This is a genomic window from Vibrio sp. 10N.286.55.E10 (genome assembly GCF_002872555.1).
GTDB lineage: Bacteria > Pseudomonadota > Gammaproteobacteria > Enterobacterales > Vibrionaceae > Vibrio > Vibrio crassostreae.
In genome coordinates, this window is record NZ_MCSD01000014.1 from 18,393 (window position 1) to 42,629 (window position 24,237).

At 45.5% G+C, this 24,237-nt stretch carries 20 protein-coding genes and 1 tRNA gene; 9 read left to right on the top strand and 12 right to left on the bottom strand.

Features of this window, described 5'->3' with window-relative positions; genetic code table 11:
- Nucleotides 1-20 precede the first annotated feature (20 nt).
- Complete coding sequence (rhtB, locus tag BCV39_RS10565; protein WP_102432590.1) at nt 21-638, bottom strand: homoserine/homoserine lactone efflux protein; 618 nt, start codon at nt 636-638, stop codon at nt 21-23.
- An 81-nt stretch (nt 639-719) separates the two neighbouring features.
- Between rhtB and BCV39_RS10570 the strand changes: the two genes are divergently transcribed.
- Entirely contained in the window at nt 720-1,700 is a 981-nt protein-coding gene (locus tag BCV39_RS10570) for an alpha/beta fold hydrolase (RefSeq protein ID WP_048662871.1), read from the top strand.
- Between the two features lie 190 nt (nt 1,701-1,890).
- A complete protein-coding gene (locus BCV39_RS10575; protein WP_102432589.1) occupies nt 1,891-2,718 on the top strand; it encodes a Cof-type HAD-IIB family hydrolase in 828 nt (275 codons plus the stop codon).
- Nucleotides 2,719-2,792: 74 nt separating this feature from the next.
- Here the strand turns inward: BCV39_RS10575 and BCV39_RS10580 are convergent, their stop codons facing one another.
- Nucleotides 2,793-3,260: an EVE domain-containing protein gene (locus BCV39_RS10580; RefSeq protein ID WP_017633148.1), complete on the bottom strand. Its 468-nt coding sequence runs from the start codon at nt 3,258-3,260 to the stop codon at nt 2,793-2,795.
- 39 nt (nt 3,261-3,299) lie between these two features.
- On the opposite strand from BCV39_RS10580, the gene BCV39_RS10585 reads away from it, so the two are divergent.
- Nucleotides 3,300-4,844, top strand: a complete 1,545-nt coding sequence (locus BCV39_RS10585; protein WP_102432588.1) for a hypothetical protein — start codon at nt 3,300-3,302, stop codon at nt 4,842-4,844.
- Between the two features lie 2 nt (nt 4,845-4,846).
- Complete coding sequence (locus tag BCV39_RS10590; RefSeq protein WP_102432587.1) at nt 4,847-5,443, top strand: DTW domain-containing protein; 597 nt, start codon at nt 4,847-4,849, stop codon at nt 5,441-5,443.
- 146 nt (nt 5,444-5,589) lie between these two features.
- Here the strand turns inward: BCV39_RS10590 and BCV39_RS10595 are convergent, their stop codons facing one another.
- From BCV39_RS10595 to BCV39_RS10630, 8 genes are all read right to left on the bottom strand, one after another.
- Nucleotides 5,590-8,070: an EAL domain-containing protein gene (locus BCV39_RS10595; protein ID WP_102432586.1), complete on the bottom strand. Its 2,481-nt coding sequence runs from the start codon at nt 8,068-8,070 to the stop codon at nt 5,590-5,592.
- Nucleotides 8,071-8,263: 193 nt separating this feature from the next.
- Nucleotides 8,264-10,762 carry an EAL domain-containing protein gene (locus BCV39_RS10600; RefSeq protein ID WP_102432585.1) on the bottom strand — a complete coding sequence of 833 codons (2,499 nt, stop codon included), beginning with the start codon at nt 10,760-10,762 and terminating at the stop codon, nt 8,264-8,266.
- Nucleotides 10,763-10,930: 168 nt separating this feature from the next.
- Complete coding sequence (yigB, locus tag BCV39_RS10605; protein WP_102432584.1) at nt 10,931-11,647, bottom strand: 5-amino-6-(5-phospho-D-ribitylamino)uracil phosphatase YigB; 717 nt, start codon at nt 11,645-11,647, stop codon at nt 10,931-10,933.
- A gap of 15 nt (nt 11,648-11,662) precedes the next feature.
- A complete protein-coding gene (gene xerC / locus BCV39_RS10610; protein WP_017061015.1) occupies nt 11,663-12,595 on the bottom strand; it encodes a tyrosine recombinase XerC in 933 nt (310 codons plus the stop codon).
- Nucleotides 12,564-13,262 (bottom strand): DUF484 family protein, encoded by a 699-nt coding sequence (locus tag BCV39_RS10615; protein ID WP_048662863.1) that lies wholly within the window; start codon nt 13,260-13,262, stop codon nt 12,564-12,566. Before BCV39_RS10615 ends, xerC begins: the two co-directional genes overlap by 32 nt.
- Before the next feature lie 45 nt (nt 13,263-13,307).
- Nucleotides 13,308-14,138: a diaminopimelate epimerase gene (gene dapF / locus BCV39_RS10620; RefSeq protein ID WP_048662862.1), complete on the bottom strand. Its 831-nt coding sequence runs from the start codon at nt 14,136-14,138 to the stop codon at nt 13,308-13,310.
- 11 nt (nt 14,139-14,149) lie between these two features.
- Nucleotides 14,150-15,403 carry a diaminopimelate decarboxylase gene (lysA, locus tag BCV39_RS10625; RefSeq protein ID WP_102432583.1) on the bottom strand — a complete coding sequence of 418 codons (1,254 nt, stop codon included), beginning with the start codon at nt 15,401-15,403 and terminating at the stop codon, nt 14,150-14,152.
- A 41-nt stretch (nt 15,404-15,444) separates the two neighbouring features.
- On the bottom strand, nt 15,445-15,657 hold the full coding sequence (locus tag BCV39_RS10630) for a lipoprotein (RefSeq protein WP_017104751.1): 213 nt from the start codon (nt 15,655-15,657) through the stop codon (nt 15,445-15,447).
- Here BCV39_RS10630 and cyaY point away from each other — a divergent pair.
- The gene (cyaY, locus tag BCV39_RS10635; RefSeq protein WP_048658898.1) at nt 15,637-15,951 is read left to right on the top strand and encodes an iron donor protein CyaY; all 315 of its coding nucleotides are present in this window, start codon (nt 15,637-15,639) and stop codon (nt 15,949-15,951) included. The two genes, BCV39_RS10630 and cyaY, sit on opposite strands and share 21 nt — an antisense overlap.
- A gap of 71 nt (nt 15,952-16,022) precedes the next feature.
- Here cyaY and BCV39_RS10640 read toward each other — a convergent pair whose 3' ends face one another.
- A complete protein-coding gene (locus BCV39_RS10640) occupies nt 16,023-18,551 on the bottom strand; it encodes a class I adenylate cyclase (protein ID WP_048662861.1) in 2,529 nt (842 codons plus the stop codon).
- Nucleotides 18,552-18,895: 344 nt separating this feature from the next.
- Between BCV39_RS10640 and hemC the strand changes: the two genes are divergently transcribed.
- From hemC to BCV39_RS10660, 4 genes are read left to right on the top strand one after another with little or no spacing between them, the layout of a single operon-like run.
- On the top strand, nt 18,896-19,834 hold the full coding sequence (gene hemC / locus BCV39_RS10645) for a hydroxymethylbilane synthase (RefSeq protein ID WP_048658900.1): 939 nt from the start codon (nt 18,896-18,898) through the stop codon (nt 19,832-19,834).
- Nucleotides 19,835-19,836: 2 nt separating this feature from the next.
- Nucleotides 19,837-20,565 (top strand): uroporphyrinogen-III synthase, encoded by a 729-nt coding sequence (locus tag BCV39_RS10650; RefSeq protein WP_048658901.1) that lies wholly within the window; start codon nt 19,837-19,839, stop codon nt 20,563-20,565.
- An 18-nt stretch (nt 20,566-20,583) separates the two neighbouring features.
- A complete protein-coding gene (locus BCV39_RS10655) occupies nt 20,584-21,810 on the top strand; it encodes a uroporphyrinogen-III C-methyltransferase (protein ID WP_102432582.1) in 1,227 nt (408 codons plus the stop codon).
- On the top strand, nt 21,810-22,991 hold the full coding sequence (locus BCV39_RS10660) for a heme biosynthesis HemY N-terminal domain-containing protein (protein WP_102432581.1): 1,182 nt from the start codon (nt 21,810-21,812) through the stop codon (nt 22,989-22,991). Before BCV39_RS10655 ends, BCV39_RS10660 begins: the two co-directional genes overlap by 1 nt.
- Nucleotides 22,992-24,098: 1,107 nt before the next feature.
- Here the strand turns inward: BCV39_RS10660 and BCV39_RS10665 are convergent.
- Nucleotides 24,099-24,175 (bottom strand) — tRNA-Asp (locus tag BCV39_RS10665).
- Nucleotides 24,176-24,237: the final 62 nt, after the last annotated feature.

Below are 24,237 nucleotides of genomic sequence, written 5' to 3' on the forward strand. Positions count from 1 at the left end.
CTATAACTCTATTGCTTTCACTAGGCTTTAGCGGCAGCCAGCAATGCGCCGCAGCCCATGAACATACCACCAAAGATTTTATTTATCTTACCCATTATGCGATCTGAACGAATAAAACGTCCCATTTGTGACGCTAATGAGGTGTAACCCAACATAACAACGCTATCAATGAATACCGTCGTCACACCTAGCACTAATAACTGTGGTGCTTGCGGTTGTGTTGGATCGATAAATTGAGGGAACAGAGCCACCAAAAACACGATAGATTTAGGGTTGGTAAGGTTAATCAGCACCGCATTTCTTAGCAGCTTGCCACTCGATAACGTTGAGCTTTCTTCAGAAGCCATTAAGCTAGAGTTGTCGCGCCACTTTTGGATACCCAACCAAAGAAGATACACCACCCCCACCCATTTGATGATGGTGAACGCCAATGCAGATTGAGCGACTAATGCACCAATACCCGCTCCCACCAGCATGATGTGAAATGCAAGGCCAAGCTGTAAGCCTGCGATCGACGCGAGTGACTTCTTAGTGCCATAACTTAGCCCATTACTGATTGAGTTAACGGTACCTGAGCCCGGAGCCAAACTGAACAAAATCGCCGTGACGAAATAAGCAAGCCAAACATGAGTATCCATTTGCATTTCCTTACTAGTTCTTTAATCTAACAACATTAGTAGCGATAAAGCTCTCACATGCACCAGTTCAGGTAATTTCCCATGGAAAACCACAGCGCCGCCCCGTTTTCGTACACGCAAGAACCTCAATTCGAGCAAGCGATTAAACACCCGATCCCCACCCTTTGGCAACAACGAAAAGATGGGTATGTAACATCATCCGGTAAAAAGAGGCTGTACTGGTGTAGCCTTACTTCAGAGGCGCATACCAAGGCGATTGTTATTTCAAATGGCCGTATCGAGTGCTGCCAAAAATACCAAGAACTCTTTTATGATTTCTATCAACAAGGCTATGACGTTTATTCATTTGACCACCAAGGTCAAGGCCAGTCTGAACGTATGGTAACAGACTCTGACATCGGTCACATTCATGAGTTTGATGATTATGCATCTGACATGTCTGACGTCATTGCCAGTTTTGATCTCAGTAAGTATTCCAATCGCTATCTGCTCGCGCATTCAATGGGCAGTACCATCGCGACTCGCTACCTACAAACTCATCCAGACCATCCGTTTGATAAGGTCACTCTGTGTGCGCCGATGTTTGGCATCAACACTGAATGGTACCTAAAACCTATCGCGATGATTGTTGGACAAGTGCTTACCGCATATCACGCCAAGCCAGTTTACGCGCCGGGGCAGCAAGCGTATTACTCGAAGCCTTTCGAAAACAACTTACTGAGCCACAGCAAGGTTCGCTATCAGTGGTTCCGTCGCTTATATGACGAGTCACCCTCTTTGCAGGTGGGTGGGCCAAGTACGCGCTGGGTATGGCAAGGATTAATGGCAGCCAAGCAAGCGATTCAACAAACTCGCCAAATCAAAATCCCTCTACTATTGATTCAAGCTGGGGAAGAGAAGATTGTCAGTAACGATGCTCAAGTGAAGTTCATCAATAAGCTGAAGAAAACCAACTCGGATTGCCAATTTAAGGTCATCGAAGGTTCTAGACATGAGGTGTTGTTTGAGAAAGATGAGTATCGTAATCCAACATTGGGGGCTATTACTCAGTTTTTTGCTTAGCGTTAGCGTGACAACAAGAAAAGTAACGGACAGCAGAGAGAGTCGCTAAAGAGGAAGAGAAGTAAGTGAGCTTTGCCCTCTTTTCTTGCATGAATTTGGCATACAATTTCTACCTAGAGATATTGTAGTTAAAACGATTCTAGCGTTGGCTAGCGTCAATATTGATTCAGCATTTTGCAATGAGGGTTAAATGAGTATTCCTGCACTTAAAGATTCCGTGAAAATTGTCGCTTCTGATTTAGATGGTACGCTTTTGGCTCCCAACCATCAGCTAAGCGACTTTACCAAGTTGACGCTAAAGAAATTACACGACCAAGGTTATACCTTCATCTTCGCTACGGGTCGTCACCACGTCGATGTGGCGGGTATTCGTCAGATTGCAGGCATTCCGGCGTACATGATCACATCAAACGGTGCACGTGTGCATGACCAGAACGATCAATTGATGTATAGCCAGAACGTACCTCAGGAACTCGTTCAGCCTGTTATTGATATCGTTCGCCAAGATCCAAACCTCTTTATTCACATGTACCAGAATGAAGATTGGCTACTAGACCGTGAAGATGAAATGCTGGCTAAGTTCCACAGTGAATCTGGCTTTAGTTACAAACGCTTTGAAGCTGACAACGCACCAAGCGAAGGCATCGCGAAAGTCTTCTTCACACACCCAGATCAGGATCACGAATATCTCGTCACGTTTGAACAAAAGCTAAGAGATGCTTTTGGCGACAAACTGAACATCGCCTTCTCTACACCTTGGTGCTTAGAAGTGATGGCTGCTGAAGTATCTAAAGGCCACGCCTTAGACGCTGTTGCGAAATCATTGAACCTGACACTGGATAACTGTGTTGCCTTTGGTGATGGTATGAACGACGCTGAAATGCTGGCGATGGCGGGTAAAGGCCTAATCATGGGCACATCACATGAAAAAGTGATGAAAGCTCTGCCAGACAATGAAGTGATTGGCAGCAACGCAGATGATGCCGTTGCTCACTACTTAGAAAAGAACCTACTCTAAGCAGTCCCAATAAAACATAAAGGCAGCCAACTGGCTGCCTTTTTTGAACCTTACGTAAAAAGCTCTCTCTAACGCTATCGAGAACCTAGCACTTCTTTGCTTAAGATGGCCTGCCACTCTTGTTCGGTAACCGGCATGATAGATAAGCGATTACCGCGCTTCACCAATGGCATCTCTGATAATTCAGGCATAGCTTTAAGCGTTGCCAAGGGAATCAAGCGCTCAGTCACTCGCACAAACTCGACATCAACCATTATCCAACGTGGATTATCGGGTGAAGACTTAGGATCGTAGTAATCACTCTCAGGATCGAATTGAAAGTGGTCTGGGTAGGCTTCTCTGGTTACTTTAGCGATCCCCGCTACGCCAACTTTTTTACATGATGAGTGGTATATCATCACCAGATCGCCAAGCTTGACGTCATCACGCATCATGTTTCGAGCCTGATAGTTGCGTACACCCTCCCAACAAGAGGTTTTTTGTACTCTCAGAGTCTGAATAGAAAAGGTGTCGGGTTCTGTTTTAAATAACCAATATGCCATAATAAATCCAATTAACGGTTGCTTCGAGGAAGATATAACATGAAGGTAATGAAAAACCCAGTGACATGGTTAGTCGCATTCGCGCTACAAGGTTGTGTAACGGCGCCAGATACGCCGCAACAACCTGAAGTTCCACCAGCAACCTTGGACGAGCCACTGAGCATTCAACCGCAAACCTTCATCATGCGTGGTCAGGTTGTGGTTGGCCATGAGAGCCGAACCTTTACCCCTTGCGGTAGCCAGCAACAATACTGGTTAGACTTATCGCCTGAGCTAGCACTCGAGGCTCAAGACTTAGCGACCAGACCTTATCAAGCCTTGTATGGTGAGCTCATCGGTCACCTAACGGTACCAAGCCAAACTGGATACAATGCCGACTTCACCGCACGCTTCGTGGTTGACCAAGTCAATATCCTCACTGCAGAGAACCCTGATCGTTGTGACCAACCTTTGCGCTCTACTCGTGTGTTCGGCAATGAACCATTCTGGTCAGCGACTTTTGATAAAGATCAGCTGAAATACACCAAGATGGGCGAACAGCCACAGATCCTCAGCATTGAATCCAGCCGCACCACTCCAAGCACTCGTGACTACCAACTAGAAGGTCAATCAGCGCAAGGCGAACTCAACCTGATCAAAGAAAGCTGTAGCGACGGCATGAGCGACTCTATCTATGGCTGGGAAGCCAAGCTCAACTTCAACGACAGCAGCTACAATGGCTGTGCGACGCTCTCTAACCAAGATCCAACGCTGGACTGGAGCGGACTCTACTTCGCTAGCTCAACGCAAAACTCAGGGTTCTCTATCAACCTTGAACTCAACGATGACCACAGTGCTATCACGACTTATTCATACAGCAATGGAGACCCTTCTATTGTTGAGCAAGGCTTCTGGCAACAACTGAACCAAAATCAGGTACAAGTGGTGATGACTCGCCATCAGCAACAGTATTTGATCTCCGAGCGTATCTTCACACTCGATAATGGCAAGCTGGTCGCTGAAAAAGAGAAAGTGGGCAACGTGGTCTATCCGATTGCCAATGGCGGTCTGGTGCTATTCGAAGCTAAGAGTGCGCAAGCGCAAGTAAACACCATCACTAACGTTGATCTAAACGCAAAGCAGGTGAACTCCAGCGATCAACTTGATCCAAAAATTGACCAAGCGATCCGCGAATATTTTAAGATCAACAACAGCTCACCTGATGATACTAAGTATCGCTGGCTCACCTACGACCTCAATGGTGACGGCAAAGAAGAGTTGTTTGCCCAACTCGATTGGTGTGGTTCTGGTGGCTGTACACTGCTGATTTTCGAAAACCATCAAGATAACTGGCGCTTCAATAGCCGAGTGACACTGGTTAAGGGCGACATACGCTTAGGTAAATCGCAAAACCACGGCTGGCAGGATCTGATCTTCAACGTCAGTGGCGGCGGTGCAACAGCTGCGAAACACACACTTTCATACTCTGGTGTCAGCTATCCGCTAAACCCAAGTGTCGCTCCAGTTGCAGATGATGCTGATATCAGCGACGTGGTGTTGTTTGCTGATGGTATCTCACCCGCACAAAGTGGAGTGAAGCTGTAAACATGAGTAACCAACAAGCTTGCCCTGGTTGTGGCTTCACTCACCAATGTATTTGTCACCTTATACCTAGTGTCGAAAGCCAAATCGATCTGGTACTGCTCACTCATGAGAATGAACTATCGCGCGATACCAATACCGGAAAGCTGCTTCAGCAATCCCTTGATCAGTGTCGGTCCCTTGTATGGCAAAGGAAAACACCACCAGCTGAGCTAATCGCACTGCTTGAAGATAAAACTCGACAACCGTTTCTGTTATTCCCAAATGATCAAAGTATCGAGTGTCAGCAAGCCGTAGTGACCCAAGCCCAGAGTCATAAGCCGTTATTCATCATCTTGGATGGCACATGGCAAGAAGCGAAGAAGATGCTTAACAAGAGCTCGTGGTTACAAGCTGTTCCGCAAGTTCACCTCGACATTACCAGCGAATCTTCATACACCTTGCGCCGCAATCAAGACAGCGGCCACTTGTGTACTTGTGAAGTGGGTATTGAGTTACTCAAATCTTTAGGTGAAAGTGAACCTGCCAAGCTCATTGATGACTACTACCAACATTATCTAAAAGTCTTCCACGCCGACAAGTGTGGCCACGCCCTCAAATAGACTAAGTAGGCGCGTAGGAAGGCAATAAACACATTTCAGGACGGGACAGGTACTGAAAACAAAAAGGGGGAGCCATAAGCTCACCCTTTTTACATCGTACTTTAGTTATTGAGCCAACCAGTGTTTCACGTGAAACGCTCGCTCCATCAAAACAAACGCTGAGGTTGACCAAAGTAATAGCCTTGCAGGTAATCGACCCCCATGTCTTCGGCAATACGACACACCTGCTCATTATGAACGAACTCAGCCACCGTCTTAGCATTCAGAATCTGACATAAGCTCACTAACTGCTGAGCGATCTTGCGTTGCTTTTTATCTTTATCAATATTGCGAATCAAACTGCCATCAAGCTTGATCACCTGTGGTTCTAGCTTCAATATCTCATCAATGTTCGAATAGCCCGAACCAAAGTCATCAACAATAATATTCACACCAAGATCGCGGAAGTGGTTACACACCTCGATCAAGCGACCGTAATCCTGAATTTGTTCCGTTTCTAGCACCTCCAAGCCAATACGCTGTGGGTGACTGATTTTCTTGATCGCTTGCTCAAGGTGAAGAATGGTTTTCTCATTGCTGAAATCTTGTGGTGCTAAATTAATTGAGAACGAATCGGTTCGCTGACTCATAAAATCAAAGGTGCGCGTTATCATCTGCCGACTGAGGCGTGTGTAGAGGTGGGTTCCTTCAATGATTGGCAAGAACTTACCCGGCGCAATCAACTGACCGTCCTCTTCAATTCGAACCAAACACTCGTAGCTCTCTACTTGATGACTGTGTGCCGATAATATGGGCTGAGAACACGCCACAATATTCTGATTGAGCACTGCACGACTCACGCACGACAACCAACCAAGTTGTTCTTGGCGATGCTTCTCCAATTGAATGAGCGTCTTGGCGCTCACTAAGTGTTTGTTCTGGCTGACTGCGCTGCGCCTCGCATCAATTGCCTTCAACAATAAGTCATCAATAGAGGTAGTAGGAAAATCTCGACGGCTGGCTATACCCGCACAGATAGACACCGACAAGTAATCAATGTCGGGTAAACCGGTCGGCTCGAAATTTACATGCTCGGTTTGATCGGCAAATTCCGAAAATCGCTGATGAATATGTTCTTGGCTCGCCCAGCTATCAAACACCACCGCCCACTCACCAATACCGATACTGTAAAGCTGACAACCCTCATCAAAGAACTGCCACAGCGCCTTTTGAAAGTACTCACTCAAATCATGCAGAAGCTTGTCACCCACTCGATAGCCGTACTTCTCATTGATCTGACCAAAGGTCGTGACCTTCAAAGCTAACAAATGGCTGTCACTGCTCATCTTCGACAGCTTCTCACGCAACACACTTCGATTGGGCAAGCCAGTACGGTGATCAATTCGGTAGCTCGCCGTCAATGCAGTAGCTTGCTGCTGAATCTTACTCGCCATGCTGTTGTTCATGTCATCGACATCAAGCAGTGCATTTCGGATCAATGAAAACAGAGGGGATATGTTAGTCGCGGGTTGTGTCTCTAACGGCAATACCGCCTTACCCTCGCCCTCTCTAAGCGTGAGGTAAGTGAGGCTATGGTGCAAGATTCGCTGTTGGCTATTCTCTTGATAAAGTTCTCCCATGCAGTAAACGCCATAGCTGTCGGCCAATTTTTGAAAAACCTCAACCTCTTGGTTGCCATCGATAAAGTCGATGCGAGAGGTGCAGTTGTAAATAAAGAACTGTTCTGGTCTATGAGAGGCGATCTGTTGCACGCCCAGTCGTATCTGCTCTAAGGTCAGTGATGGATGGTCATAACAAAACCGGACCTCATCGCCCACTTGAAACTGGCCACTGAATTCTATCTCTCCACTTTCCGCTACCTTGAGCGGTAAGTGAATGTTTTGCTCTTTCGGCTCACCGACCATCAACGGAAAGTTATGCAGTTGTTCCAAAGGCACTTCGAGACCATCAGCGAGGTAACGATTATAGAGTTCGCGAACAGGCATGCCATCCAACTCCAGCAACCGGTTATCTTGAGCACCTGTTACTCGGAAAGTCCGGCCAATAGGGTTCCACTCAGTGAAGTAACCCTTTGTGATTGCGAGCTCAACACTGTGCAGCGCAAGCATCACATAGGCATTTTCATAGCAAATGCCGTCTAACATCACCCATCGCCCATTATCTGTGATGGTCGATGCACCGCCACAGATAGGTAATGAATACCTCGACTGCTCAAATGCTGAAAATAGATCTCGGTTATTTATCTGCAAGCGGTCTGCGAAACAAATGATGCTTTGAGTATTATCATTGCACTCAAGCTGTTGCCACATAGCGTGGCTATCAGACAATGGTTGTTCGCTATATTCGACAACACCACAGGAGTAAGACGTCGTGTCAAAGCGGGTAACAATCAGATAAAGACCTTGGTGTAGGATGACACCTTGGCTAATGTAATGGTTAGCGCTGCAACCAATCAGTTTGGCATTGGGGAATGTCGATTGAATCACTTGGCAGGCAGCCAAAACAGAACCTTTCTCGAAAGACGAAAACACCTGAATCAGTAGGCTTTCATGTTGATGAAAATCTATCTTTTCCAATTCAAGTTGGGTTTGCTCAATGTCTTGTATCAGGAGAGAAGTCGACTGCATATTCACATTAATCGTTACGTTAATGATCTGTTATTGTGCTTATTATAGATAAGGCTTGCACGGAATACTTACGATCGTGCTATGAATAATGTGACCTTAGTAAGACATCATTCATTCCGCCAAAAAGCAGTCATTAATGGCGGCGCAGTACTTTTATCGTCAGTAGTTATACTGATACTGGAAGCTTTAACAGCTAAAACAGTCGCTTAGGCTCACCGAAGTAGTAACCCTGCAGATAATCGACACCCATTTGTTCTGCTATCTCACAAACTTGTTGGTTGTGGACAAATTCAGCGACCGTTTTGGCATTGAACACTTGGCATAAGCGAACCAACTGAGAGGCGATATTTCTTTGTTTTTGGTCTTTATCGATATTACGAATCAAGCTACCGTCGAGCTTAATGATCTGCGGCTCTAGCTTGATGATTTCATCGATATTGGAGTAACCAGAGCCAAAATCATCAACAATGATTCTCGCCCCGAGTGCACGGAAGTGATCACACACCTCGATCATGCGGCCATAATCTTTAATCTGTTCTGACTCGAGAACCTCTAAACCTAGTCGAGTGGGATCGTTCATGCCACTGATCGCAGCCTCGAGCACCTCAAGCGTCTTGTCGCTCAACAAATCTTGTGGGGATAGATTGATAGAAAATGAGCTCTGCTTATCCGCCATGTAGCCGATAGTACTCTTAATCATGTGTCGACTAAGACGCGTGTATAGATGGGTGTCAGCAATGATAGGTAAGAACTTTCCTGGTGGTACAATGGTACCGTCCGACTCCATGATTCTGACCAAACACTCTTGGCCAATCATTTCGTGCGTACCCGATTCCACAATCGGCTGTGAGTAGGTGATGATGTTCTGATCTAAAATCGCACGACTTACACAGCTCAACCAACCGAGTTGCTCTTTGCGGTCTTCTTCGCTCACCTGGATGTCTTTGGCATTGGTGATGTGGGTATTGTTCCGAACCCCATAACGTCGAGCTTCGATCGCTTTCAATAAGATTTCGTCACCGCTGTCGGTTAAGAAATCACAACGACTGGCAAAACCGCCACACAAAGAAACTGACAGGTAATCAATATCAGCCAAACCATACGGCTCAAAGTTGATGTGTTCGATGTCATCCGCGAACTCAACGAAACCTTCTTTTATTCTCGCACTACCAACACTGGCATTAAAGATAATCGCCCACTCTCCGACACCAATACTGAACAGCTCAACCTTCACGCGAGGCTCTTTCACGACACGAAGCTGCAATCGTTCGATAAAGTGATTAGACAGATCAAGCAGTAACTGGTCACCCACTTGGTAGCCGTATTTTTCATTAACTTGATGGAAGTTCGTTAGCTTTAACGTGAGTAAGTGTTCACTAAATAGAATCGTATTGAGGCGTTCTTTTAATACGATACGATTCGGCAAGCCAGTGCGTGAGTCAATGCGATAGCTCTCGGTTAAACGACGCGCTTGTTGATGGAGCTTCTTTTCCATCTGAGTATTCATACTGTCGAGATCAGCGACTGCATTTCTGACCAGGTTAAGTAATGGCGACACTGTTGAGCCACACTGAAAGTCTTCACAATGAAACTCTTTGATCTCGTCAGACTCGCGCATAGCAATATAAGTCAGGCTGTGATGCAGTATTTCTTGACGGTCTTCATTACGGTATAGCTCCCCCATACAGTAGGCACCACACGTGTTCACTATCCCTTCAAATGGCTTGAGCTCAAGTTTACTGTCGATAAACTCAAGTCGAGATACACAGTTATAGATGATCACCGATTCAGGCTGATGCATCGCAAGCATCTCGGCACCATGACGTACCTTTTCAGCGGTCAAAGAGGGGTGGTTATAACAAAACTGCGCCTCTTCACCAACATGCCAAGGGCTATCAAACTCGATACTGCCATCATCATTAATACGCAGAGGCGTCGAGATACCCTTCTTTCTGCCAAGCTCTCGATAAAGCGGAAAGCTCATCAGTTGACTAAAAGGAAGGTCTTTGCCATCCGCAAGGTAATGTTTGAATACCTCAATAGCCGGCTTGTCATTCAACGCGTATAAGCGATTTCCAACTGCGTGTGTGACTCGTAGCTTCATCCCAATCGGGTTCCACTCAGAGTACGCGTCCGACCAAACCTTCAATCTTGGGTTAGTCAGAGCCACCGCAACACAGGCGTGCTGGTAGGTTTGCTCGTTATACATAACCCAACGGCCAAATTCATTCTCATGACACAGTCCACCAGCGATCGGCAAGGCGTAAGGCAAATTCTCAAAAGCGCTATAGATAGGGTAATCACGCCCTTCTACCTGATCACATAGGCTGATAACGGTTTTGGTGTCTTTGGTTAGGCCTAGCTGAGAAGCAAGCGCTTGGCTGTCTTGAGTTGGATTGCCAGTAAACGGCTGAACCGCAGAGGTTAGATGGGTTTCGTTAAACTCACTGATGATGACTAAAGTACATGTACTCTCAAGACAGTTGTCACAGATAACATGACGAGCACTCTGACCGATTAGCGTCGCATTGTTTAAGCGATTGAGGGCAACACTCGCGATTTGACGAGCCAGATCTGAAGATTGAGCTGAGAAGATTTGAATAAGGTACTGTTTGCTGTCACACCATTCTCGCTGATCAAATTGAGCTCTAAATAACGCCTCAGTATTTGCGAGAAATGTAAATGTTTGCATGCCAACCCTTGTTCAAAATCGAGTGAAGTAACAACCCGCAACCACTGCTATGACTGAAATGAATCGCTAAAAAGTAGTCGCCAATTATCCTAACCTAATCAGGCTTTTATAGGCGACTAATGTAACAATTCACTATCATAAATGCGACACAATAAGCCTACCTAGCCATTAAATTAGTCGCATAAGATCGCTAAGTTGGTCTATTTCAACATCAGGAAGCAGGCTCGCCTTCGGGGAGTGGTATAAATTGGAACCAGTGTCATTAAACCAGCATGCTTGGAAGCCATTTTGCTTGGCTCCGTAGACATCCGTTTTGAGGTGATCACCAACATGAAGAATATTCTCAGCATTACAATCTAGGTGCTGCTGAGCTTTTTCAAACATATCTGGGTAAGGTTTAGCTCTGCCATCAGGGCCGGCTTTAAGGATTAACTGAAAATACAGCCCTAAGCCAATTTTGTGCGGGTCGACATTGCCATTAGTAATTGCAACTAGAGGAATACGTTGGCTAAGCTCAGTCATCACTCGATGTGTTTCGTCAGGCACATCGACTTGATTACGCAACCACAAGGCATGCTCAATGCCTTCTCGAGCCGCTTGCTCTGCTTGCTGCTGAGAATAACCCAATTGCAGCAAACCACTCTTAATCTGAGTTTCACGCCACACGGTGACATCATGTTTCAAAGCTGGGTTTTCAGATGCGACTTGCTGCTTAATGCCCTGCCACTCTTCGAGCGATAAAGAAGCCGACACTGGGTGCTTTTGATAAAGCCACTGTGCCATCTCCTTCTCAACCTTCATGATCACAGGCCAGTTGTCATACAGGGTGTCATCCAAGTCAAAGGTCATGGCTTTGATGGGCTTTAACCCTCGATAAATTCGCATAATAAACCCTTAAATCTAGTCTTTGTTCTTCTTACGCGCTCTCGGGTGAGCCTGATCATAAGCTTGTGCTAAGTGTTGGAAATCTAAGTGGGTATACACTTGGGTCGTCGAGATGTTTTCATGGCCAAGCAATTCTTGAACAGCACGAAGGTTTTGGCTCGATTCCAGCACATGCGTTGCAAAGGAGTGACGCAGTTTATGCGGGCTGATGTGGCTCGCGACAGATTGCTTCTTGCCCCATTCTTCCATACGTTTTTGCACGCTTCGATGAGAAATACGAGTCCCGAGCTTAGAGACAAACAGTGCGGTTTCACCCGGTGAAGCCAACTCACCACGGACTTTGAGCCATTTATCGACCCACTCTTTAGCTAAACCAGAAAAAGGCGCTTTGCGTTCTTTGTCGCCTTTACCAATCACTCGAATTTCGCCTTGTCGACCCAACACATCTTTCAGGTTGATACCGACCAGTTCTGCCAATCGTAACCCCGCACCATACATCACCTCCATCATCGCCCGGTCACGAATAGACAATGGATCGTCCTCATTAACATCAAGCAGTTGACCGACTTCATCGACATCGAGGTTTTTAGGCAAAGGGCGTTGCTTGCGAGGTGCAGAGACACCTTTGGCTGGATTGGCGGTCATTTCGCCACGCAACACAAGGAAATCAAAGAAGCTGCGTAGTGAAGACAAACGCGTTGCGATGCTGCTCGCTTTCATTCCCTCACGCATGCCTTTACTGGCAAGTTGTCTTACCCAAGCCGCATCGACTTGACCCCAATCCTTTAGCCCTAGCGTGACTAAATGACCGGCCATGGTTTCAAGTTGTTGTTTGTAATTACGTTGGGTGTGTAAGCTGAGTCCCTTCTCGCTTCTGAGATACTCATAGAAGCGAGAAAGTGGCTTTTGAAGGCTGTTAGGAAGAGGTATTTTGGGCTCTAGGCTCATTATTTATCTGCCAAGGTAAGGTGTCCGCCAAATGAGCGACAACAAGTGCTAAATGGCGTAAAAAGAGCGTATCCATATGGGGTTGGAAATGTCCGCCATCTTCACTAGAAAAGGCGAGCAAGCCCAATGGAGACTGCTTAGCAAGCGGTAGTACTACATAAGAGCCTAGCTCTGGAACTGGATAATCACCAAACAAATCGTGTCTATCGGCTTTTCTCAGGCGTCCTAGATAAGCATCTTTGCCATTAAAATGGTTAAGCGAAAACTTCGAGTAACCCTCGGCACTAAGTTGATAAAAACCCGGTTGCGAAAGAATTCGAACATGCGCTTTAAGCCCAAGATCTAACGCTTTTTGTTCAACGGCTTTTATCACCTGCATGAAGTCACTGCATTTCAGCACTTGCGCTTGCAGATCCATAAACTCATAGAAGGTTTTATCGTTATTTGCCGCCAACGACATCAAGCCAGTGATCTCTTCTTCAAGCTCTTCGATTCGATGACGCTGGCGTTTAAGCTGAACCTCAACCAGAGAAACAGCGCCCTGCTCAACGTTATTGATAGCAAGGCGATCAACCAAATCTTTTCGGTCTTGGAAAAAATCTGGGTTATCACGTAAATATTCCGCGACCACTTCTGCGGTGAGTGCGTCGGCTTCAACGTAAGACAAAACCTATCCTTTATATTTTATGAATCTATTGGTTATAAATCATTATTAGCAAGAAAGTTGACCATCAAACACATGCGTCGCTGGGCCCGTCATATACAGAGGTTTTCCCGGGCCTTGCCAGCTAATGTGTAAGTCACCGCCAGGTAGACGAACTTTTACATTCTCAGCCAATAAGCCTTGAGTAATGCCTACCGCAACCGCGCCACATGCACCGCTGCCACACGCTTGAGTCTCACCAGCACCACGTTCATAAACACGTAAGCGAACCTCTTCACGGTTAACTACTTGCATAAAGCCAGCATTAACACGTTCAGGGAAACGTTCATGTGATTCAAGAAGCGGGCCTAAGGTATCCACATCAGCCGTGTCGACGTCATCAACAACAGTCACCACATGCGGGTTACCCATGCTTACTGCACCACAGAATAAAGTGTGTACATCCGTTCTTAGGATATACGTCTTCTCTGGCTGCTTCGCCTTAAATGGAATCTTGCCAGGTTCGAACTCAGGAATGCCCATGTTCACCGTGATCAAGTCATTCTCTTCAATCTTGAGAACCATTTTACCTTTCTTGGTACTCACGTTGATGCTGTACTTATTCGTTAAGCCTTTCATGCGAACGAATCGTGCAAAACAACGAGCGCCATTACCACACTGCTCCACTTCACTGCCATCCGCATTAAATATGCGATAATGGAAATCAGTTTCTGGATCATAGGGAGCCTCAACCACAAGTAGCTGATCAAAGCCCACGCCAGTGTGACGATCCGCCAAACGACGGATCAAATCTGGAGAAAAGAAAATATTTTGAGTAATGCAGTCCACGACCATGAAATCATTGCCCAAACCATGCATTTTAGAAAAGTGGAAGTGCATAACGCTTAAAATTACTCCGGAAGAATGTTTTCAAGTTCCCACAGACTCGTAAGCTCTTCACGCTGACGAACCAAGTGAGTTTTATCGCCATCCACCATCACTTCAGCCGCACGCGAACGAGTGTTGTAGTTAGATGACATCGCGAAGCCATAAGCACCCGCAGAACGAACCGCTAGCAGATCACCTTCTTCAAGAACAAGGTCACGATCTTTACCTAGGAAATCGCCTGTCTCGCAAATTGGGCCAACCAAATCGTAAGTCACCGCTTCACCCTGACGCGGGCTCACAGGAACAATATCCTGCCAAGCTTGGTAAAGTGCTGGGCGCATTAGGTCGTTCATTGCTGCATCTATGATGGCAAAGTTCTTGTGCTCTGTTGGCTTGAGGAACTCAACTTTCGTTAATAGTACACCAGCGTTAGCAGCAATCGCTCTTCCAGGCTCGAAAATCAGCTCTAGATCAGAATGATTGTCTAAACGAGCCAATAGTGCTTTTGCGTAATCTGAAGGTTGTGGTGGTAATTCATCACGATATACCACACCCAAACCACCACCAACATCAAGGTGCTTAATGTTAATACCATCAGCACGTAGTTGGTCGATCAGAGCAAGCAAACGGTCAGTCGCATCAATGAAAGGTTCGATATCCGTTAACTGAGAACCGATGTGGCAATCAATACCATGGATAGACAAGTTATCGAGTGTTTGTGCAAACGCATAGACAGCAGGAGCACGGTCGAAAGCAATACCAAACTTGTTATCACGCAGACCTGTAGAAATATAAGGGTGAGTGTTGGCATCAACATCTGGGTTGATACGCAGTGAAATCGGTGCTTTAACACCAAGCTCACCAGCCACTTTATTCAGTCGCTCAAGTTCTGGCTCAGACTCAACGTTGAAACACTTAATGTTCAACTCAAGCGCACGCTTCATTTCAGCAGCTGTTTTACCGACACCAGAGAATACAACTTTAGCTGGATCGCCACCGGCAGCAACCACACGCTCTAGCTCACCGCCTGAAACGATATCGAAACCTGAACCCAAACGAGCCAAAGTGTTTAATACGCCAAGGTTTGAGTTAGCTTTAACGGCATAACACACCAAGTGTGGATGCTCACCAACCGATGAATCAAACGCATTCCAGTGGCGTTCTAATGTTGCACGAGAATATATATACAGCGGTGTACCATATTGCTCTGCTAATTGTGAAAGTGCGACGTCCTCAGCCCAAAGCTGGCCATCTTCCTGATAGTTGAAGTAATCCAAAGTTCTTATCCCTTATAAATAACGATTTCTGCGTGCTTCACTTATTGTGATTGTTCAGTCTGCTGAACTTCATCAGGATCGTATAACGGACCCGTTTGACCACAACCAGAAAGTCCAATAACGGACACCATAAACAGAGCGGTAATTAATTTTTTCATTTTGCATATCGTGATTATTAACTCAATGCCCCCTATAATCGCACCACACTCAGGAAAAGCAATAGGATAGAAAGGATGAACGAGACTGAATTTCATCAACTGGTCGATATACAGATGCAAAACATCGAAGAAGCTATCGATGAATCAGAGGCAGATATTGATTACGAAGTGACTGGTAACGTAATGACACTCGAGTTTGAGAACCGCAGCCAAATCATTATCAACCGCCAAGAACCAATGAAAGAAATCTGGTTAGCGTCTAAATCTGGTGGCTTTCACTTCAAGCTAGTTGACGACAAGTGGACATGTTCAAAGACGGGCATGGAGCTGTTTGAGATGGTGAAAGAAGAATGCGTGAAGCATGCAGGTGAAGAGATCGATTGGGTCTAATCATTTGTAAGCAAAACTAAAAAGGAGTGAATCAATCACTCCTTTTTTAATATCAATCAGTCTTAATAAGCCTAGATGTTGACTATCTTTGAACTCCGAGAAGCTAACGTCGCATCGTTACGGTAAGGCACAACGTAGGAGCTACCCTCTTCAGGGTGAACAATCTGGTAGTACTGAGGTAAATTAAAGTTAATCAACTTAGACGACATCTTCGACTCATCTTTTACCGACGTATAGAAAGAGTTCACACTCGCGATCATCTCATCTTTTTCGCCGCTGTACTGGTGATACACCTCTACCTGATTCGACTCATCCAATACATAAATATTGAAACCTTTATCGGTATCTTCAAAGAAGAACTGAATTAAGCCCTCACTCGCAAAACCATCCACCACTTCTGGCAGTTGATACTCTTGCTCTTTATCGAGCATCAGTAAAGGCGACCCCTTCAGCTTGTTGGTTGAGATACTACGGTAGAAGTCGACCGAGTTTTCCAACATCTGAACCGACACACCACGGCGCTCAAAAAACAGGCCAAACATCTTGTTCGCTAAGCGAATGGCTTTAAAGCGACGGCGCTTCTCTGGTTCAATCGGTTTCAATCTTAGGTCGATACACTCGGCAAGCAGTTGATACACCATGTTACGCATCACACCGCGCAGGTTTTTGCTGTAACAGAACACATCGACCGACTCTGGCGGCAACGCATCTTGGTGCATTTTGCCAAGTACCGTCTTAAGCGCATCCAGCATCGCCGTATCACCTTGGAAATGCAGCGTACGTACTTCATGCCAAGAGTTACGATAAACCAAATCAACACTACCGACTAAACTCTTACCTTCTTCACCAAAGCTGAAGATATCCGCATTCTTGAGATCCACTTTTAATGCACGACCACTTAATTCAGAAGTCGGGTCATTTTCAAAGTTGATGAACATCGCCAACTGGCTAATCTCACATGGGCTAGCCAGGGCCTGCATACTTGGGCGACGCTTACGTAAAGAGAAGGTATTACGCAGATCACTCACCATTTGATAGAACTTATCGATATCAATATGGGCATCACGCACCACAGAGTGCAGACGTGTCGACTCAGTAATCAAGCCATTAAAGAATGACCAAGCAACCAACTTACTCAAGTACTCATGGTGTTCCAGAGAAGGCTGACCAAGAATACGATGCGCTACCAGTGGCTGTTTATACAAGTACCAACCGGCTTTATTCGACTGACCCTGACGAACTTCGATGAAGCTCAAGTCGGGTTCATGCAGATCAGGAGAGATTTGTGGGTTCAGTAGCGTCACTTTACCAGGCAAGACCTCAAACGCAGCGTAAAGTTTACGTGCCAAGATACTGATATCTTGTGGGCTGATGGCTGAAGTGATGTCATTACGACGCGCAAATTGAATCAGGTTACGGTAGCTCAGCATCAAGGCATCAAGTAGTGCATGGTGCACCACTTTAACCTGTTCAACCTTCCAGTTACGGCGGTTATCGAGCTCAGCAATGATTTCCTGTCCCCAATCCCAAGACTTAGTCATCTCAGTTAAGGCTTCACGACGCCATGCAACAGAACCAATGCCAGCTTCGCGTGACAACTTCTCGTGAGTCTTTAGGTAGAAACAACGTCTTACCAAATCCAATCGAGTGTGGTCATTGATACGCTCTAGGTAACGCGTCACCTTCTCTAGCATCAGATAGTAGCTATCCATACCATACAGATCAGGTTCATCCGCAAAGAAACGGCGCTTGGTATCAATACTCAACAATTGAGTATTTGGGTATTCCCATGAATAAGCTTCTAACAAGATCGCCTTTAACACCGATTTATACGGTGAGTCGATACTCTTGTAGAGCTGCCACAGGTTAGAACCAAAGTACTCTTCAGCGGGAATACGATTCAGCTTACCGAAATCGATCCACTGTGAGCAGTCAAGATAGCCATCCTGACATAAGCCTTGAACATACTCGTCGTAACACTCTTCCATTTCTGGAGGAATGATTTGCCACAACAAGCGCTGGCCAGCCAAACGAACCGCAGAACGATAGAACTCATCAAGCAATAACAAGTGCTGCGAAGAGCCACAGTTATCACCGGTCATCTCTTCTGAATGGTTCGAACGAAAACGCTCTTCATCCATCAAGAAGAAGTTAGCTTCAACCCCTAAGGTTTCAGCCCAATCGGTAATCAGCAGACATTTGTTGGTTAGGCTGTCGCGAGATGCGCCATCCATATCTGGAGACACACATACCCAGATATCAAGATCACTTGAAGTACTTTGACCAATAGAAGAAGTACTGCCCATGGTGTACAAGCCAAGGATGGCAGGTTCAGCAGCCTCGGTAAGTTTACCACCCAGCGTTAATTCGGTATCAGAGACAAATTGCTTTTGGAATTCATTAAGCGTGAAGCTACGAATTCCAAAAGGAACTTGTTGGTCGTAATAACCAGGCATCATCGGGTGATTAAAGTGAAGCAGTGCGGGAATAAGGTTGAAAACTCGCTGGCCTTGCACATTCATCAACGCCAACGCACGATCAATGCGCTGCTGATTTAGATTGTCTAATCGTTGAATCAAAGTTTGAGTGTAAGCCTGCAAGGTAAGTCCTTGGTTTGAGGTTAAGTGCAGTTCTGTTTAGTTACTGAACGAAAGCAGCAACAAAACGTGATCAATTTAACACTTTTAGCCTTAATGGTAAAGCAAAGGAACCTGTCATACTGGTCAATTCCTTGATGACAGAAAGTTAAACTCACGGCGCCGTAGTGTCCTCTTTATTGACTATTTCTAATAATAGCCCATGTTTCAAATGAGATACCAATCACACTATTTTGGTGAACTAATGAAAATCTCTGAGCTATCAAAGTATCAAATGATCAAACAGTAAGAATTCTCGCCTCATAATGGTAGGATTAGGCTATTACAGAACCTATATCGGAACCACCATGACAAATTCAGCACCAATCCGTATCGCGACCAGAAAAAGCCCTCTTGCCCTTTGGCAGGCATACTTTGTAAGGGATGCACTGCAAGCTGCTCACCCTGGTTTAGAGGTTGAGTTGGTAACTATGGTGACCAAAGGTGACATCATCCTCGACACTCCTCTTGCTAAAGTGGGCGGTAAAGGACTGTTCGTTAAAGAACTTGAAGTAGCAATGCTAGAAGGTCGTGCTGACCTAGCCGTTCACTCAATGAAAGATGTACCTGTCGACTTTCCTGAAGGTCTAGGTCTGGTAACGATTTGTGAGCGTGAAGACCCACGTGACGCATTCGTATCAAACACTTACAACAATATTGATGAGCTACCACAAGGTGCTGTCGTTGGTACATGCAGCCTGCGTCGTCAGTGTCAATTACTTGAGTCTCGCCCCGACTTAATCATCAAGGAGCTACGCGGCAACGTTGGTACTCGCCTAGGTAAACTCGATGATGGCCAATACGATGCTATCGTCCTAGCGGCAGCTGGCCTTAAGCGCCTAGAACTTGAAGAGCGTATCCGTAGCTTTATCGAACCAGAGCAGTCTCTACCGGCTGTCGGTCAAGGTGCTGTTGGCATTGAATGTCGTCTTGATGATGAGCGTCTGATTAAACTTCTTGAACCACTAAACCACCAAGACACAGCCGATCGCGTGCTTTGCGAACGAGCAATGAACCTTACTCTAGAAGGTGGTTGTCAGGTGCCTATCGGTAGCTATTCACTATTAGACGGCGACAATATCTGGCTACGTGCATTAGTTGGTGAACCGGATGGTTCTAAGATGGTTCGTGGTGAGATCTCTGGTTCTCGTAAGGATGCAGAAGCGCTTGGCGTGACTCTAGCAAATCAATTGCTGGATGATGGTGCAAGAGAAATCCTAACCAAGCTCTACGCTGACCAAGAATAATCATGACAGTGTTGGTGACTCGCCCCGGTTCAGAGGGGCAATCGCTTTGCCAACAACTAGCGGATGAAGGGATTCAAGCAATCCATCATCCGCTGATTCGTATCGTTGATAATCCAAACTCTGCGGATTTAAGCACCAAGCTCAGTAACAGCGATATCATCATCGCCGTCAGTCACCACGCCGTGACCGCTGCCCAAAACATCCTTTCGAAAACCTCATCCATTTGGCCTACTTCGCCGCTTTATCTTGGCGTTGGTCAAAAAACTGCGCACGTTTTAAGCAAAGTCTGTAAACAAAAAGTAAACTACCCTCAAGTTAGTGATAGTGAACACCTTCTTAAACTTACTGAACTTAATGGCGTAGAAAATAAGTCCATTTTGATACTACGTGGTAATGGTGGGCGTGAGCTCATTAGAGATTCTCTACTCAACCGAGGTGCACAAGTCTCTTATTGTGAGACCTACCGTAGAGAATATATTCCCATTAGCGACCACAATACCTATCAAACATGGATAAACAAAAAAGCGTCCAAAGTTGTCATCACTAGTCAGGAACAATTGGAGTATCTCTGCTCAATTACCCCTGATGAGTATTTGACTTGGCTTTCAACAAGACACCTATTTGTCCCAAGTCAGCGCATAGTAGAACGAGCACAACAACTCGGCTTCTCGAACGTGACCAATACTCACAGTGCTACGAACCAAATATTACTGGCTGCTCTCCGGCCCTAGCTAGAACAGGAAATAAGCATGACAAGCAAAAAAAATAACGAGCATATTGAACCTGAAAAGAAACAAGACACTCAGCCAGTAGTTGTTGAAAACGAAAAAGCTGACTCTACAGAGACAAAACAGCCCGAACAGAAGCTTGACGCCTCTGCGTCAAAGACCGCTAAAAATGAACAGCCTCAAACTGAGCATAAAGAGCAAGTAGAGAAAGCAGAAAAGCAAGGTAAGCGCGGTGTCAAACTAGGCGCTATTGCGATCGCTATTTCGATTATTTTCAGTGGCGGTATCGCATTTCAAATGCAGCAAAAGAGCGCTGAGTATTCAGCTCAAATCGCCGCTCTTCAAGCACAGCTTCAAAATACCCAATCTGCAGTAAATAAAGACCTACAAACCATCAAGCAAGAGACTATCCAAGAAGCGTCACACGCGGTGGAGAAAACTCAGGTCGTACAGTCTCAACAGCAGAAGAGTATTCAAAGCCTACAGTTAGCAGTGGCTGACGTTAAAGGTCGCCGCCCGAATGACTGGTTACTTGCCGAAGCCGATTACCTTGTGAAACTAGCGGGACGTAAACTGTTCCTAGAGCATGATGCCGTTAGCGCAACCAAGTTAATGGAAAGTGCCGATCAACGTATCGCAGCACTGAACGACCCTAGCTTAGTGTCACTGCGTCAATCAATGACCAATGATATTACTAAACTTCGCACAATTCCTCTGATCGACCGTGACGGTTTAGTTCTCCGCATCACAAGTCTGCAACAGCAAGTCGATACGCTTCCGCTTGCCAATGCGATTCTTCCTGAAGCCGCAGTTGTTGAGAAAAAAGCTGTATCGCAAGATATTAATGATTGGCAGAACAACCTGATGACTTCGATGAAAGACTTCTCAGAAAACTTCATCACATTCCGCAGTCGTGATGGCGAAGTTATCCCTCTACTATCACCAGAACAGCACTTCTACCTGCGTGAAAACATCAAAGGTAAATTAGAAACCGCGATTCGCGCCGTCTACAAAGAACAAGGTGAACTCTATAGCGCAGCTCTTAATACCGCTAGCGAATGGTCTAAAGCGTATCTAAACCAAGATAACAACTCAGTGATTGAATTTGAGAAAGCAATTAAACAGTTAAGTGAACAGAGCATCTCTGTGAAATACCCTGTAAAGCTTGAATCTCAAAATGAGTTGTCAGATGTCATTCGTGAACGTCTACGCCGTGAGGTAACGGTAATGACCTCGGAGGAGAAATAATGATTCGTTTGATTTTTCTTTTCCTTGTACTCGGTGCGGGTCTGTTTGTCGGTACTCAGTTCTCGGGTCAACAAGGTTATGTGCTGATCTCAATTGCCAATAAGACGATTGAGATGAGTGTGACAACAATGGCTATCTTTGTGATTGCCCTTTTGGCCGCACTGTTTGGCTTAGAGTACCTATTTAAGAAGCTTATGTACGCGAGCTCAACAACTTGGAACTGGTTCAGCGTTCGTAAACTAAAACGCTCGCGTCGTTATACCAATGAAGGCATCATCAAGCTTCTTGAGGGTGATTGGAAAGGCGCAGAGAAAAAGGTAACTCGCTGGGCGAATCACCACGACATGCCTCTACTTTGTTATTTAGTCGCTTCTCAAGCGGCTCACGAACAGGGTAATACGAAAGAGCGTGATAAGTACATCGAGCTTGCTAGCCAGCAGGACGACTCTCTACTGGCTGTTGAGCTAACTAAAGCAAAACAACAGATCAGTGAGTCGAACTACGAAGCCGCATTCGATACACTTTCGACCTTAAAAGGTACATACCCTAATAACACCGCTGTACTTGGCCTATTAAAAGCCACCTACATGCAGCTTAAACTCTGGCAGCCATTACTAGAGTTAACGCCTAAGCTAGCTAAAAACAAGCTTCTTACGGCTGATGAGCAAGTTGAGTTAGAACAAAAAGCACAATGCGGCTTGCTTCACGATGTGGCACAGCAGCAAGGTAGCGAAGGTTTAATCAGCCATTGGAACAAGCTTTCAAGAAAGCAGAAACAAAGCTCTCACCTTGTTTCCTGCTTTGTGAAGCAACTGATCGCTCGTAAAGCTGACTCAGAAGCCTTCACTGTGATCAAAGAGAACATTGCGAAGAGTGGTTCAAATGAGCTCTACATGTTGCTTCCAGAGCTTAACCTTGCCGATCACCACCCAGTCGTTGTGATGCTAGAGCGCGCCATCAGTAAAGATGGTGGCAATGCCGAAGCACACAGCGCATTGGCTCAGTTCTACCTAAGAGAACAGAAGTGGTCAGAAGCACAAACCCACTTCGAGAAAGCACTAGCACTTCGCTCAAACGTATCAGATTACGGATACTTATCTGATGCACTAGAAAAGCAAAACTTAACGAAGGCTGCTCACGAAGTTTCTCGCAAGGCACTCGCTCTCGTTCAACCAGCTTAAACTGTTACAACTATCATGAAGCCGATGCCAAGCATCGGCTTTTTTGTATCTACTGTTTACCTTGGATAACTTCCTCAGTACCAATAAGCAAACACTAGAGATGGTAGTAAAGGTCTTCCATCCAGATCCCTTCTCCACACCCAGCTTATTGCTGACCGAAGCACCGTCCATTTTTAATAAGGCCTGCCTAGCTCGGAACAATCCATAAGTCACACATCTTGATCATTGGATTTCAAATGCTATTAATGCTTTATAAGTACTGATTTTAAGTCATGAGGTTAAATCCTCATGAAATCACCCGCAAGGTTTCCTAAAAAACACTGAGGGATACTTTAGAGCTATCCGTATGTAGTTTTAGCCAATTATAAAACAAGCTGTTTAGAATCCATTTGAGCTGACTGACAATCTTTATATAGATTTTTGAAGGAATAATGATCAGATAACTTGGTTGGATTTGTACCGAGAGAAAGTAAAGACGTTTCGCAGTAGTTGTCATTTGATAGAGATTAGCTCTAGATTACAGTGGGCTTAGCAACTGGAATCATTAGATGAAAATTACATTTAAGTAATGTACCTCTAAGTATTGGATCTCGTAAATCTGGCCTACCTCCGTAACCAACCTATTGGTTTAAGATTGAAGAAGTGAATGTATAGCAGCGGAGTTTCAGACTCTAGACGAAATCAATTCTGAGACACAGCAAAACTCCGAAGTTTAAAGCGCGGCTTAATCATCACTCAACAGAAGTAATTAAGAAGCCACCGCTACTTAGAAAACCCCTGCTAACTTATTGATTAAAAATAATTTGTCATGTTAGAGCCCATAAGCGCGAAGCCCGGCTATTGCTAACACAGCTTTCTAATCAATCGTCGATTCAACGATTACTAACCAAAACAACCTTTTACGGAAATCAAAACCAAGAGTTAAAACTCATAACCCAGAAACGACGAAAGCCTAGTCGTCAGACTAGGCTTTCTAATAAGTAACGGAATGGACGGGATTGTGGGCTTCTGGCAAACCCTTTGTGGAACTCATTCGGCCGAAGGGCAAAACACTTTTCTTTAAATGTAAAAAAGCCCTGCTATTTCTAGCAGGGCTTTTCTAATAAGTGGCGGAGTGGACGGGACTCGAACCCGCGACCCCCGGCGTGACAGGCCGGTATTCTAACCAACTGAACTACCACTCCGCAGTGGTCAACTCACTAAGTGAGCGTCCATATCTCCAGGTTGGTCAACCTAAAGATTTAAT